General features: G+C 69.8%; 12 protein-coding genes. 8 read left to right on the top strand and 4 right to left on the bottom strand.

The genetic code is table 11. The features are described 5' to 3' along the window. Window positions 1-18: 18 nt before the first annotated feature. The 4 genes from dnaJ to ACWEQO_RS17735 all read left to right on the top strand — a co-directional run bounded on the left by dnaJ (window position 19) and on the right by ACWEQO_RS17735 (window position 4,388). Window positions 19-1,197: a molecular chaperone DnaJ gene (gene dnaJ, locus ACWEQO_RS17720; RefSeq protein WP_452984044.1), complete on the top strand. Its 1,179-nt coding sequence runs from the start codon at window positions 19-21 to the stop codon at window positions 1,195-1,197. Between the two features lie 5 nt (window positions 1,198-1,202). Further along, window positions 1,203-1,655 carry a heat shock protein transcriptional repressor HspR gene (locus ACWEQO_RS17725; RefSeq protein ID WP_361454657.1) on the top strand — a complete coding sequence of 151 codons (453 nt, stop codon included), beginning with the start codon at window positions 1,203-1,205 and terminating at the stop codon, window positions 1,653-1,655. Between the two features lie 365 nt (window positions 1,656-2,020). Next, window positions 2,021-3,139 carry a sugar ABC transporter substrate-binding protein gene (locus tag ACWEQO_RS17730; RefSeq protein WP_361454660.1) on the top strand — a complete coding sequence of 373 codons (1,119 nt, stop codon included), beginning with the start codon at window positions 2,021-2,023 and terminating at the stop codon, window positions 3,137-3,139. A 217-nt stretch (window positions 3,140-3,356) separates the two neighbouring features. Next, window positions 3,357-4,388, top strand: a complete 1,032-nt coding sequence (locus tag ACWEQO_RS17735) for a LuxR C-terminal-related transcriptional regulator (protein WP_452984047.1) — start codon at window positions 3,357-3,359, stop codon at window positions 4,386-4,388. Here the strand turns inward: ACWEQO_RS17735 and ACWEQO_RS17740 are convergent. Together ACWEQO_RS17740 and ACWEQO_RS17745 are read right to left on the bottom strand one after the other, a co-directional pair. Continuing rightward, window positions 4,351-5,346: a helix-turn-helix transcriptional regulator gene (locus ACWEQO_RS17740; protein WP_452984049.1), complete on the bottom strand. Its 996-nt coding sequence runs from the start codon at window positions 5,344-5,346 to the stop codon at window positions 4,351-4,353. The two genes, ACWEQO_RS17735 and ACWEQO_RS17740, sit on opposite strands and share 38 nt — an antisense overlap. Beyond that, the gene (locus tag ACWEQO_RS17745) at window positions 5,343-6,332 is read right to left on the bottom strand and encodes a helix-turn-helix transcriptional regulator (protein WP_452984051.1); all 990 of its coding nucleotides are present in this window, start codon (window positions 6,330-6,332) and stop codon (window positions 5,343-5,345) included. The genes ACWEQO_RS17740 and ACWEQO_RS17745 overlap by 4 nt, the downstream gene beginning before the upstream one ends. Before the next feature lie 158 nt (window positions 6,333-6,490). Here ACWEQO_RS17745 and ACWEQO_RS17750 point away from each other — a divergent pair, with 158 nt between their 5' ends. Beyond that, window positions 6,491-6,670 (top strand): hypothetical protein, encoded by a 180-nt coding sequence (locus ACWEQO_RS17750; RefSeq protein WP_452984053.1) that lies wholly within the window; start codon window positions 6,491-6,493, stop codon window positions 6,668-6,670. Window position 6,671: 1 nt separating this feature from the next. Further along, window positions 6,672-7,007 carry a hypothetical protein gene (locus ACWEQO_RS17755; protein WP_279334803.1) on the top strand — a complete coding sequence of 112 codons (336 nt, stop codon included), beginning with the start codon at window positions 6,672-6,674 and terminating at the stop codon, window positions 7,005-7,007. A 186-nt stretch (window positions 7,008-7,193) separates the two neighbouring features. Here the strand turns inward: ACWEQO_RS17755 and ACWEQO_RS17760 are convergent, their stop codons facing one another. Then, a complete protein-coding gene (locus ACWEQO_RS17760) occupies window positions 7,194-7,610 on the bottom strand; it encodes a pyridoxamine 5'-phosphate oxidase family protein (protein WP_452984055.1) in 417 nt (138 codons plus the stop codon). Between the two features lie 150 nt (window positions 7,611-7,760). On the opposite strand from ACWEQO_RS17760, the gene clpB reads away from it, so the two are divergent. Together clpB and ACWEQO_RS17770 are read left to right on the top strand one after the other, a co-directional pair. Next, window positions 7,761-10,358, top strand: coding sequence for an ATP-dependent chaperone ClpB (gene clpB / locus ACWEQO_RS17765; RefSeq protein WP_452984057.1), 2,598 nt, complete (start codon window positions 7,761-7,763; stop codon window positions 10,356-10,358). A gap of 186 nt (window positions 10,359-10,544) precedes the next feature. Continuing rightward, on the top strand, window positions 10,545-11,072 hold the full coding sequence (locus tag ACWEQO_RS17770; protein ID WP_384206977.1) for a type III secretion system chaperone family protein: 528 nt from the start codon (window positions 10,545-10,547) through the stop codon (window positions 11,070-11,072). A gap of 118 nt (window positions 11,073-11,190) precedes the next feature. Here the strand turns inward: ACWEQO_RS17770 and ACWEQO_RS17775 are convergent, their stop codons facing one another. Next, the gene (locus ACWEQO_RS17775; RefSeq protein WP_452984060.1) at window positions 11,191-12,369 is read right to left on the bottom strand and encodes a serine hydrolase domain-containing protein; all 1,179 of its coding nucleotides are present in this window, start codon (window positions 12,367-12,369) and stop codon (window positions 11,191-11,193) included. Between the last annotated feature and the right edge of the window lie 448 nt (window positions 12,370-12,817).

The following is a 12,817-nucleotide window of genomic DNA, read 5'->3' on the forward strand; positions in this document are numbered from 1 at the left end:
GAAGGAGGGACGTCGGGGATGAGCACCAAGGACTTCATCGAGAAGGACTACTACAAGGTCCTCGGCGTGCCTCAGGACGCCACCGAGGCCGAGATCAAGAAGGCGTACCGGAAGCTCGCCCGCGAGTACCACCCGGACGCCAACAAGGGCAACGCCAAGGCGGAGGAGCGGTTCAAGGAGATCTCCGAGGCGAACGACGTCCTCGGCGACCCCAAGAAGCGCAAGGAGTACGACGAGGCCCGGTCGCTCTTCGGCGGCGGCTTCCGGCCCGGTCCGGGGGCGGGCGGCGCCGGATCGTTCAACTTCGACCTGGGCGACCTCTTCGGGGGCGGCCAGGGAGGGCAGGGCGGCGCCGGCGGGTTCGGCGGCGGGATCGGCGACGTCTTCGGCGGGCTGTTCAACCGCGGCGGCGCCGGCACCACGCGCACCCAGCCCCGGCGCGGCCAGGACATCGAGTCCGAGGTCACCCTGAGCTTCACCGAGGCCATCGAGGGGGCGACGGTCCCGCTGCGGATGTCCTCCCAGCAGGCCTGCAAGGGCTGCTCGGGCACGGGCGACAAGAACGGCACCCCGCGGGTGTGCCCGACCTGCGTCGGCACCGGACAGGTGGCCCGGGGCAGCGGCGGGGGTTTCTCGCTCACCGACCCGTGCCCGGACTGCAAGGGCCGCGGCCTGATCGCGGAGAACCCCTGCGACATCTGCAAGGGCAGCGGCCGGGCCAAGTCCTCGCGGACGATGCAGGTCCGCATCCCCGCGGGCGTCAGCGACGGCCAGCGGATCCGGCTGCGCGGCAAGGGCGCGCCGGGCGAGCGCGGTGGCCCGGCGGGCGACCTGTACGTCGTCGTGCACGTCGGCAGCCATCCGGTGTTCGGCCGCCGGGACGACAATCTCACCGTCACCGTGCCGGTCACCTACCCGGAGGCGGCGCTCGGCGGGGAGATCCGCGTCCCGACGCTCGGCGGTCCGCCGGTCACGCTGAAGCTGCCCCCGGGCACGCCCAACGGGCGGACCATGCGGGCCCGCGGCAAGGGGGCGGTCCGCAAGGACGGCTCGCGCGGCGACCTGCTGGTCACCGTGGAGGTGAGTGTTCCCAAGGACCTGCCGGGGAAGGCTCGTGACGCACTGGAGGCGTATCGCGAGGCGACCGCGGGTGAGGATCCGCGGGCGGAGCTGTTCCAGGCCGCGAAGGGAGCTTGATGGAGATGGACGGCCGTCGACGAAACCCGTACGAACTGACGCAGGACACACCGGTCTACGTCATTTCGGTGGCGGCTCAGCTCTCCGGTCTGCATCCGCAGACCCTGCGCCAGTACGACCGGCTGGGGCTGGTCTCGCCGGACCGTGCCGCAGGCCGGGGCCGCCGCTACTCGGCCCGTGACATCGAGCTGCTCCGTCAGGTGCAGCAGCTGTCGCAGGCGGAGGGCATCAACCTGGCCGGCATCAAGCGCATCATCGAACTGGAGAACCAGGTCGCCGCGCTGCAGTCCAGGGTGGCGGAGCTGGAGGGCGCGCTGGACGGCGCGGCGGCGACCATGCGGCAGCGCGAGGCCGCGGTGCACGCGTCGTACCGCCGGGACCTGGTGCCGTATCAGGAAGTGCAGCAGACCAGCGCGCTGGTGGTGTGGCGGCCGAAGCGTCAGCAGCAGCCCGACTGACCCGGCTGACCCGACCGGCTGACCCGACCGGTCGGTCCGGCTGACGGGTAAGTTCCGTTTGGCCGAAAAGTGAAGTGCCCTGAAGGGCTTGGAGGTTCGTCCGAACCTTCAAGCCCTTTACTCGTGTGCGCACGGCTGACAGCTCCTCACTTTCCGTTCCATGTGCCCCGCGCACCCCTGTGATCAGCGGATGTGTGCTTCTCCAGGAGATCTGTGCGAGTCTTTCGCCGGCCCCTCACGACTTCAGCGCACCGTGTTGTGTTCATCTCGTTAAGTAGTTGCTCTTGACGCCGGTGGTAGCTGAAGCGTTGGCTTTTCAGTCACATGGGCCGCAATGTTGTGCCCACGTCCAAAACGCACCTGAAGTGAGCCCTCGCATGCGTCGTATCTCCATATCAGTGGCCGTTGCCTCGATGTCCGTCATGCTTGCCGGTTGCGGAATGATCAACGCGACAGGGAGCAGTGCCGACGCGAGCCCCACCAAGGGGAACGACATCACGGTCGGACTCCTGCTCCCGGAGAAGGCCAACACCCGGTACGAGCAGTTCGACTACCCCATCTTCAAGAAGAAGGTGGAGTCGCTCACCAACGACAAGGGGAAGGTCACCTACGCCAACGCCGAGGCGGACGCCGGCAAGCAGTCGAGCCAGATGCAGCAGATGATCGACGACAGGGTCGACGTCATCGTGCTGGACGCGGTCGACTCGAAGGCCATCGCCGAGGACGTGAAGAAGGCCAAGGACGCGGGCATCCCGGTCATCGCCTACGACCGGCTGGCCGAGGGCCCGATCGACGCGTACATCTCCTTCGACAACGAGCTGGTCGGCGAGGTCCAGGGCCGTTCCCTGCTGGAGAAGCTCGGCGGCGACAAGGCGGCCACCAGCAAGATCGTCATGATGAACGGCTCCCCGACCGACCCGAACGCCAAGCAGTTCAAGGCGGGCGCGCTGTCGGAGCTCAAGGGCAAGGTCACCATCGCCAAGTCCTACGACACCAAGGACTGGGCGCCGGAGAACGCCGAGGCCAACATGGTCGAGGCGATCAACGCGATCGGCAAGGACAACGTCGCCGCCGTCTACTCGGCCAACGACACCATGGCGGGCGCCATCGTCAAGGCGCTCAAGAACGCCGGTGTGACCGAGCTGCCCCCGATCACCGGCCAGGACGCCGAACTGGCCGGAGTGCAGCGGATCATCGCGGGCGAGCAGTTCATGAGCGTCTACAAGTCCTACCCGCTGGAGGCCGAGAACGCCGCGGAGATGGCCGTGGCGCGGGTGCAGGGCAAGGGCATCCAGTTCGACGCGCTGACCCGCGAGCGGGTCGACAGCCCCACGGACAAGGACATCCCGGCGCAGCTCGTGCCCGTGGTGGCCCTGACGAAGGACAACATCAAGGACACGGTCATCTCCGACGGGTTCTACAAGGTGGCGGACATCTGCACGGCGCAGTACAAGGAGGCGTGCGCCGCGGTTGGCCTGAAGTAGCCGTCGGCCGCCGGGTCTTCAGCCCGGGGTGCGTGGACGTTCCGCCGGGGAGCACGGATCACCGTGCTCCCCGGCGGTGTTGTTCCGCCACCGCCCCGGATACCGCCGTCGCCCGGGTCCTCGCCTGCCGCCCCGACGGGAGCCGTGTTGCGGAGCCGGGTGCGGCCGCGCATAGTGGCGCATCGGAAAGTGGCGGACCAGGGGGTGGGACGGGGCGATGGCCGGGCACGGGACGGAGGAGCATCCGCACGGTGCTGACCGGCTGTGCGACTCCGGGGACCGCGTGTACTCCCGGGCCGTACGGCGCGGCCGGGTACCGCGCCGGGACGCGGAGCCGGTGCCCTGCCTGCTGGAACTCGCCCTGCTGCACCCGGACCCGGACGACATGGACTGGCTGGTGCCGACCGCCCCGCAGGAGGTCATGACGCGGCTGCTGCGCGGGATGTACGAGGAGGTCAGCGCGAGCCGGCGCCGGGTCGGCTCCGTCGTCTCGGCCTTCGAGCGGTACGCCGGCCTGGGCGCCCAGCTGTCCACCGCACGCTCCGAGCCGGAGGGCCCGGCGATCCGGGTGCTGGACGGACTCGGGCGCATCCAGGCCGCGATGGACGAGGCGACGGAGGCCTGTAGGACCGAGGTGCTGACCGTCCAGCCCGGAGGCATCCGGCGCGAGGCGGAGCTGTCGGAGGGCCTGCACCGGGCGACCGCGCTGCGCGGCCGGGGCGTACGCATGCGGGACCTGTACACGCATGTCGCCCGGCACGGGCACGGACTGCTGTCCTATCTGGAGCTGATGGGCGACGCGGTTCAGGCGCGCACGCTGGACGAGGTGACCGAGAGGCTGATCCTCTTCGACCGCATGGTCGCCTTCATCCCCGCCAACTCCGAGCGCACCATGGCGCTGGAGCTGCGCCACCCGGCGCTGGTGGAGTACCTGGGCACGGTCTTCGAGCGGCTGTGGCGGCTCGCCATCCCGCTGACCGCCCCGCTGCCCGACACCGGGATCGAGGGCATCTCGCACCGTGAGCAGTCCATCGCGGCGCTGCTGGCGGAGGGGCACCAGGACGCGGTGATCGCGGAGCGGCTGGGCATCAGCGTCCGTACCTGCCGGGCGCACATCGCCCGCCTCTCGGAGACGCTGGGGGCGGTGAGCCGTACGCAGCTGGGGGTGCGGATCGCGCAGGCGGGCCTGGACGGGACGCGGGGCCGGGTGGTCACTCCGCCCGGTCGAGGATCCCCGAGCGTGCGATGAGGAACCCGAGCTGAGCACGGCTGCCGCTGCCCAGGGCCGCGGCGAGCTTGGCGATGTGCTCGCGGGCGGTGCGTATGTTCATGCCGAGGCGGTCTGCGATGACGGCATCGGTGTGCCCCTCGGTCAGGAGGCGGGCGATGGAGCGCTGACGGTGGCTGATCCCGCCCGGCGACGGCGGCTGAACGGCTCGGGGGTGCATGGGGGTCGCCAGGTGCCAGAGGCGGTCGAAGGCGGTGACGAAGAAGGCGATCAGGGCGGGGTGGCGGACTTCGAGGGCGAGGGTGCGGTCCTCGTTCGCCGGTATGAAGGCGACCTTGCGGTCGAAGAGGATGAGGCGCTCGGTGACCTCGTTCAGCGTTCGTGCCTCCACGTCGCCCGACAGATGCGCGTAGCGGGCGAGCACGGTCGGGGAGTGACGCAGCGTGTGCTGGTAGAGGGTGCGGATGCGGCCGCCGCGGTCGAGGAACTCCTGGTCCCGTCGCAGGGCGAGCTGGTGGACCGCGGTGAGTGGACCGTTGTGGCCACTGTGCGGATGGATGGCCAGGACCTCGTCCGTGGCCTCGGTCAGTTCCTCGGCAATGGTCTGGTTGATCCGTTCCTTGCCGCCGAGAACGCCGAGAACGCCGAGTGCGGGAGTGCTCTCCTCCTTCGTGGGCTGTTCACCCGCCCGCATGAGCGCCTGGAAGGTCTCGGCCAGCCGTTCCTCCCGGCGCCGTTCCTCGACGATGCGTTCCCCGGAGTAGCGCAGCAGCCGCTGGAGGGCGACGGTGGGCGCGACGGGCTCGAGCCGGCTCGGGTCGTCGACGGCGGGGCGCAGCAGTCCGAGGTCCAGCGCGCAGGGGGCTTCCCGCGCCTCCCGGGCGGTCAGGAGTCCCTCGTGCAGGGCCCTTTCGTACAGTCTGGTGCCCGCCGTGCACAGTTCCCCCGCCCCGTGCTCCGTGTGCGCCACCGAGGTCACTCCGGTGCTCCCTCCTGGTTGAGGATTCCCGACTCGGCGATGAGGTAGCCGAGTTGTGCCCGGCTGCCGCTGCCGAGGGTCGCGGCGAGCTTGGCGATGTGGGCCCGGCATGTCCGTACGTTCATGCCGAGACGGCGGGCGATGGCCTCGTCCACATGGCCTTCCACCAGGAGTTTGGCGATGGAGTGCTGTATCTCCGGTATGCCGTCCGGGGCGGTTTCGTAGGGGGTGCCGGCGGTCAGGGGGACCGCGCGGCTCCACATGAACTCGAAGACCTTGACCAGATAGCGGACCAGGCCCGTGTGCCGCAGCTCCAACGCCACTTGGCGGTCGTCGCGCACGGGGATGAAGGCGACCGTCTCGTCGCAGATGATGAGGCGTTCCACCAGCTCGTCGATGGTGCGGTACTCCGCCCGGCCGTTGGCGAACTGTTCGACGTAGGACAGGCGCTCCGGATTGAACCGGGCCGTGTGCTGGTAGAGGGTCCGTATGCGCACGCCGCGCTCGATGAGCAGCCGGTCGCGCTCGAATCCCTGGAGCAGACTGCGTTCGGGCCGGTGGCCGCTCGGTTGAACGGTGAGCATCTCCGTCCGGCACTGGGCGGTGGCCAGGTCCAGCGCGCTGTTGATGCGCTCGTTGCCCTCGAGCACCGTGATCGAGTGGGCCGGGGTGATCTCCTGGGCGCTCAGGGACATGAACGGCTCGAAAACATCAGCGAGCTCTATCGACAGCCGCCTGCGCTCGGTGATTTCCCGCTCTATCGGGCTCAACCGCTGCGCAAGTGCGATCGACGGAGGCACCGGACGCAACCACTGCGCATCGTCGGGATCCGGGTGGAGAAGGGCGAAGTCCACCAAGCAGGGCGCGGCCTCTGCGTCCACGCGGGCGATACGTCCTGCGCGCAGTGCATTCGCGTACAGTCGCGCCCCCTCCCCGCACAGCTCAGTCACCGTGTGAGGATGTGTCGCATTGGTCTGGTTCGTCATCGAATCTCCACCCCCCAGGGTCCTGAATATGCAGGAACATGATGCACCGATCGTGTGGCCATGACGTGCCTGAATGAGCCATCGTCGTACTTGACGGGGGAAGAGGGGACCTTCAAGTGAGGACGAAGCCGACTATGGGTAAGAAAATGCTTCGCTCGGTGCTTGTCGCCGCCTTCTCCGCCGGTGTGGTCTTCGGGGTGATGGGCGGCCTTTCCGAGACGAAGGCGGACGTCCGGGCGGACAGTGTGCGGCAGTCCATCGTCGCCAAGAACACGGTGATGGGCGACAGTGTGTGGGCCGCCGGCCCCGCGCACCCGGATGACAGCGTGTGGGCGTGACATGACTACTCCACCCGACGACCGTTCCTTCCGCCGCGAGATGGCCACCGCCTACCGGTCCGGCTGGCACTTCATCGACCTGGTCACCGCCATCCCCCACAGCGGTGACTCGCTGATGGTGACCGTGTTCGGTGAACCGGTCGTCGTCACGCGGGACGAGGACGGGGACGTGCGGGCGTACCGGTGCCTGCGGCGCCCTCGGGGGGCGCCGCAGCCCGTGCGATGTGCCATCCGGTACGGAATGATCTTTGTGAACCTCGACCAGCGGGACCATGAGCAGATGGAGTCCGACTCCCCTGCCCACCGGACCGTCTCGGCCACCCCCCGCAGTGCCTGACGCGATTCCCCCGTCGTAAAAGATCGCGCAGGTGCTTCCCCCCGCAGTGGCGTCACCGTGACCTGAACACGGTGACGCCACTGCAGTTTCAGGGGACATCCACGGGTATCGGACGATCGCCCGATGGCCGGAACTCGACGCCCGGCGGTCCGGGCGGCCCCCCGCTTGCCCGCTCGCCCCTCTGCGTCATCCGCGCCCCATCGCACGGGTGAGCGTGATCTCGATGGCGACCCGGTCCGGGTTCGGCGACGGCTGCCGTCCGTAGCGTTCCGCGTACCGCCGCTCCGCCTCCTCGACGTGCTCCCGCTCGGCGCGGACCACGGCCCGCCCCTCCAGCGTCGCCCACCGCCGGCCGTCCACCTGGCAGACCGCGACGGCCGCGCCCTCCGCTCCCGCCGCCAGCACGTGGCGCACCTTCGCGCTCGTCCTGTTCGTGATCACCCGAGCAAGTCGTGCCCCGGGGTCGTATGTCACTCCGACGGGCACCAGGTGCGGGGTGCCGTCCGGGCGGATGGTGGTCAGCGTGCACAGGTGCCGTTCGCGCCAGAAGCTGAGATACGGGGCGTCCGGATTGCCCGGATCCACCGAGTACGTGTGGGTCATGACCCCGGAACCTAGCCCCTGCCGCACTCCCGCCCTCGCCTTGAGTGGAATAGGCTCAAGTTTGTGTACGCTGACAGAGTCAGCCAGGCCGGGCTGCCGAGCCGGCCATGAGGACCGCCGTACGGTCGTCGCAAGGAGGAGAACGGACACGTGGACGCCGAGCTGACCAACCGGAGCCGGGACGCGATCAACGCCGCCGGCAACCGGGCCGTGACCGAGGGGCACCCCGACCTCACCCCCGCCCATCTGCTCCTCGCCCTGCTGCAGGGCCAGGACAACGAGAACATCACGGACCTGCTCGCCGCGGTCGACGCCGACCAGGCGGCCGTGCGGGCCGGAGCCGAGCGCGTCCTCGCCGGCCTGCCGAGCGTCACCGGGTCCACCGTCGCGCCGCCCCAGCCGAACCGCGAACTGCTCGCCGTCATCGCCGACGCCCAGGCCCGTGCGCGCGACCTGGGGGACGAGTACCTCTCCACCGAGCACCTGCTCCTCGGCATCGCCGCGAAGGGCGGCGCCGCCGGCGAGGTGCTGACGGGGCAGGGCGCCACCGCGAAGAAACTGCAGGATGCCTTTCAGCAGGCGAGAGGAGCACGCCGGGTGACGACAGCCGACCCGGAGGGCCAGTACAAGGCCCTGGAGAAGTTCGGGACCGACCTCACGGAAGCCGCCCGCGAGGGCAGGCTCGACCCGGTCATCGGCCGGGACCAGGAGATCCGGCGGGTCGTGCAGGTGCTGTCCCGCCGCACCAAGAACAACCCGGTCCTCATCGGTGAGCCCGGCGTCGGCAAGACCGCCGTCGTCGAGGGGCTCGCCCAGCGGATCGTCAAGGGCGACGTGCCCGAGTCGCTGAAGGACAAGCGGCTCGTCGCGCTCGACCTGGGGGCGATGGTCGCCGGGGCCAAGTACCGCGGCGAGTTCGAGGAGCGGCTGAAGACCGTCCTCGCCGAGATCAAGGAATCCGACGGGCGGATCATCACCTTCATCGACGAACTGCACACGGTCGTCGGCGCGGGCGCCGGCGGCGACTCCGCCATGGACGCCGGCAACATGCTCAAGCCGATGCTCGCCCGCGGTGAACTGCGCATGGTCGGCGCCACCACCCTCGACGAGTACCGCGAGCGGATCGAGAAGGACCCGGCGCTGGAGCGGCGCTTCCAGCAGGTGCTGGTCGCCGAACCGTCCGTCGAGGACTCCATCGCCATCCTGCGCGGCCTGAAGGGCCGCTACGAGGCCCACCACAAGGTGCAGATCGCCGACAGCGCCCTGGTCGCGGCGGCGACCCTCTCCGACCGCTACATCACCTCCCGCTTCCTGCCCGACAAGGCCATCGACCTCGTCGACGAGGCGGCCTCCCGCCTCCGTATGGAGATCGACTCCTCGCCCGTCGAGATCGACGAACTCCAGCGCTCCGTCGACCGCCTGCGCATGGAGGAGCTGGCGATCGGCAAGGAGACCGACGCCGCCTCCCGCGAGCGCCTGGAGAAGCTGCGCCGCGACCTCGCCGACAGGGAGGAGGAACTACGCCACCTCACCGCCCGCTGGGAGAAGGAGAAGCAGTCCCTCAACCGCGTCGGCGAACTGAAGGAGAAGCTCGACGACCTGCGCGGCCAGGCCGAACGGGCCCAGCGCGAAGGCGACTTCGACACCGCCTCCAAGCTCCTCTACGGCGAGATCCCGGCCCTGGAGCGCGACCTGGAGGCCGCCTCCGAGGCCGAGGAAGAGGTCGCCAAGGACACCATGGTCAAGGAGGAGGTCGGCGCCGACGACATCGCCGACGTCGTCGCCTCCTGGACCGGCATCCCCGCCGGCCGCCTGCTGGAGGGCGAGACGCAGAAGCTGCTGCGCATGGAGGACGAGCTGGGCAAGCGGCTCATCGGCCAGCTCGAGGCCGTACGGGCGGTCTCCGACGCCGTGCGCCGCAGCCGCGCCGGGATCGCCGACCCGGACCGGCCCACCGGTTCCTTCCTCTTCCTCGGCCCCACCGGCGTCGGCAAGACCGAACTGGCCAAGGCGCTCGCCGACTTCCTCTTCGACGACGAGCGGGCGATGGTCCGCATCGACATGTCGGAGTACAGCGAGAAGCACAGCGTGGCCCGCCTGGTCGGCGCCCCGCCCGGCTACGTCGGCTACGAGGAGGGCGGCCAGCTCACCGAGGCCGTGCGCCGCCGCCCGTACAGCGTGGTGCTCCTCGACGAGGTGGAGAAGGCCCACCACGAGGTCTTCGACATCCTGCTCCAGGTCCTCGACGACGGACGGCTCACCGACGGCCAGGGCCGCACGGTCGACTTCCGCAACACGATCCTGGTGCTCACGTCCAACCTGGGCAGCCAGTTCCTGGTCGACCCGATCAGCACCGAGGAGCAGAAGAGGGAACAGGTCCTGGAAGTGGTCCGGTCCTCCTTCAAGCCGGAGTTCCTCAACCGGCTCGACGACCTGGTCGTCTTCTCCGCGCTGACCAAGGCCGAGCTGGAGCGCATCGCCGCACTGCAGCTCGACCGGCTGGCCAAGCGCCTCGCCGAGCGCCGGCTCACCCTGGACATCACCCCCGAGGCGCTGGCCTGGCTGGCGGAGGAGGGCATGGACCCGGCCTACGGCGCCCGTCCGCTGCGCCGGCTGGTGCAGACGGCCATCGGGGACCGGCTCGCCAAGGAGATCCTCTCCGGCGAGATCAAGGACGGCGACACGGTCCGCGTGGACCGCTTCGGCGAGGGCCTCCTGGTGGGCCCGGCCACGGGCAAGACCCTGTAGTACCCCCGGGCGACGGTCTCCATGGTCACCGAGCTGTGATCCCGACTGTGATCATGGAAACCGTCGCTCGCGGGAAGCCTTTCGGCCAGGCAGGTTGCCCGGCACGGGCCAAGAGAGAGAGGGTGGGGAATACGTCTGGTCCCACATCCACGGCCGGACGCCAGACGACCGCAGGAGTATCCCAGCATGTCCATCGACCCGTCCTCGATTCCCAATTTCGGGGGCCAGCCCGAGCCGCAGCCCCAAGGACCGGCGGGCCCCGTCGTCCCGGATCAGGACCTCGTGAAGCAGCTCCTCGACCAGATGGAGCTCAAGTACGTCGTCGACGACGAAGGTGACCTCGCGGCGCCGTGGGAGCAGTTCCGCACCTACTTCATGTTCCGTGGGGAGGACGACCAGCAGATCTTCTCCGTGCGGACCTTCTACGACCGCCCGCACCAGATCGAGGAGAAGCAGCAGCTGCTCGAGTCGATCGACGACTGGAACCGCCGCACGCTGTGGCCCAAGGTCTACACCCACACCCACGACGACGGCACCGTTCGTCTCATCGGTGAGGCCCAGACGCTGATCGGCATGGGCGTCAGCCTGGAGCACTTCGTCTCCTCGACGGTCAGCTGGGTGCGGGCCGCGATCGAGTTCGACAAGTGGCTCGTCGAGCAGCTCGGCCTGGAGCAGGAGATCGACGACGCGGAGAAGCCCGACGACGACGAGTAGGGAGCCCTTCATCCCCGCGCGTACGCGCGAAGGAGCCCGGCCCCGGGGCGACCCCACGGTCACCCCGGAGCCGGGCTCCTTCGGTCTCCCCGCCGGACCGGCGCCGTCCGGCCGCTTCTCACATGGGACGGCAGAGGGCGCGGTCGACGAGGTCGCGCAGGATGTTCTCCTGGCGGTCCGCTGTGCCCGGGTCTCCCGGCCGGCTGTGGACGGAGACGGTGACGCTGCGACGGCCGTCCGTCGTGGTGGCGGCCCGGACGAGGTAGCCGAAGCCGCTTCCCCCGTGACCGAGGTAACCGCCGCCGCAGGACAGGGGAGTGAAGAACAGCCCCAGGCCGCTTCGGGTGCCCGCGGGGTGATCACTGTCCCGTGGCATCGGGACGGTGGTCCGCATGGCGGCGAGGGTGGCGGGTTCCAGCAGCCGTCCGCGGACCAGGGCGGTGAGGAAGCGGTTGAGGTCGCGGGCCGTGCCGGTCATCGCTCCGTCGGCCCCGAGGTCGAAGGGACGGTAGGGGATCGTGGTGTCGACCATCGGGCCGTCCGGGGCGAACTGCTGGTAGTCGGCCGCGTGCGGCTGCGGCAGGAAGGGCCGGAGGCCGGGGATGTCCGTGTGCCGCAGCCCGAGGGGACGCAGGACGCGGTCGCGGACCTCCTGCTCCCAGGAGCGGCCGGTGACCTTCTCGATGATCATCCCGGCGAGGACGTAGTTCGTGTTGGAGTACTCCCAGTCCGTTCCCGGCGGGAAGGCGGGCTCGTGGCGCATGGCCAGGGCGACCAGCCGCGCGGGCCGGTGGACGTGCCACCGGTGGGCGTAGTACGTCGCGGCGCTGTGCTCGGGGAACACGTCGGCCGTGTAGTCGTACAGTCCGCTGGTGTGCTGCAGCAGGTCGCGGAGCGTGATCGCACGGCCGTCGTTGCCGGCGCCGGTCACCACTCCGGGCAGTAATCGCTCCACCGTCCGGTCGAGCGACAGCCGCCCTTCGTCCACCAGTTGCAGCACGACGGTCGCGACGAACGTCTTGGTGACACTGCCCAGGCGCAGATGGCCGTCCTCGGGAACCGGACGGCCACTGACCAGGTCCCCCACACCGGACCGGGCGGTGACGGTCCCGCGGGGAGTCTCCAGACGGACCGCGACCCCCGTGACCCCGGCATCGCGCAGCGCGTCCGCGCCCTGCTGCACGGACCGCTCCACGGGGGAAGGACGCGGCACGGACGGCGAGGCCACGGCGGGCGGGACGGCCGACACGGCCAGTGCCAGAACAGCGGCGGACAAGGACAATCGACGAAGAACCATCCCCCGAGGCTATGAACAACCCGCCCCACCGCCCATCCGGCCGACCCCCCGCCGCATCGGGTGCCACCGGGATGGACACGTGCCCGGAAGAAACCGGAGTCGTCCTGTCCCGGAACCCGAAGGCCCTGGCGGCCGGGGCTGCTGCTCCGGGGGTCCGCGCGTCATACACCGGGACGCGCCCGACATGATGCTGCCGGCCACGGCCATCCATGGGGCGCCAAGGAGGCTGCGCGCCGAGCGATCGTTTCGTGGCGGGCGACTGCCGCCCGCATCAACGCTGACCACGACCGGCTCGGGTCAGCACTCCGCCCGCTCGGTGACGTGGACTTCGGCCCGGTCGAGGTGTGTGAATGAGTCCGGGAAGAGAGACCGGGCGAGCGTCCCGCCGCTGAGTGGCTGGAATGTCATTCGCTGTCGCGTGGCAGCTGGAACCGTCGACACCGGATGT

This window comes from Streptomyces sp. NPDC004051, from assembly GCF_053604275.1.

Coding starts and splice junctions, on each gene's coding strand:
- dnaJ (WP_452984044.1), top strand. CDS start 19: ATGAGCACCAAGGACTTCATCGAGAAGGACTACTACAAGGTCCTCGGC.
- ACWEQO_RS17725 (WP_361454657.1), top strand. CDS start 1,203: ATGGACGGCCGTCGACGAAACCCGTACGAACTGACGCAGGACACACCG.
- ACWEQO_RS17735 (WP_452984047.1), top strand. CDS start 3,357: ATGGCCGGGCACGGGACGGAGGAGCATCCGCACGGTGCTGACCGGCTG.
- ACWEQO_RS17745 (WP_452984051.1), bottom strand. CDS start 6,332: ATGACGAACCAGACCAATGCGACACATCCTCACACGGTGACTGAGCTG.
- ACWEQO_RS17755 (WP_279334803.1), top strand. CDS start 6,672: ATGACTACTCCACCCGACGACCGTTCCTTCCGCCGCGAGATGGCCACC.
- ACWEQO_RS17760 (WP_452984055.1), bottom strand. CDS start 7,610: ATGACCCACACGTACTCGGTGGATCCGGGCAATCCGGACGCCCCGTAT.
- ACWEQO_RS17770 (WP_384206977.1), top strand. CDS start 10,545: ATGTCCATCGACCCGTCCTCGATTCCCAATTTCGGGGGCCAGCCCGAG.
- ACWEQO_RS17775 (WP_452984060.1), bottom strand. CDS start 12,369: ATGGTTCTTCGTCGATTGTCCTTGTCCGCCGCTGTTCTGGCACTGGCC.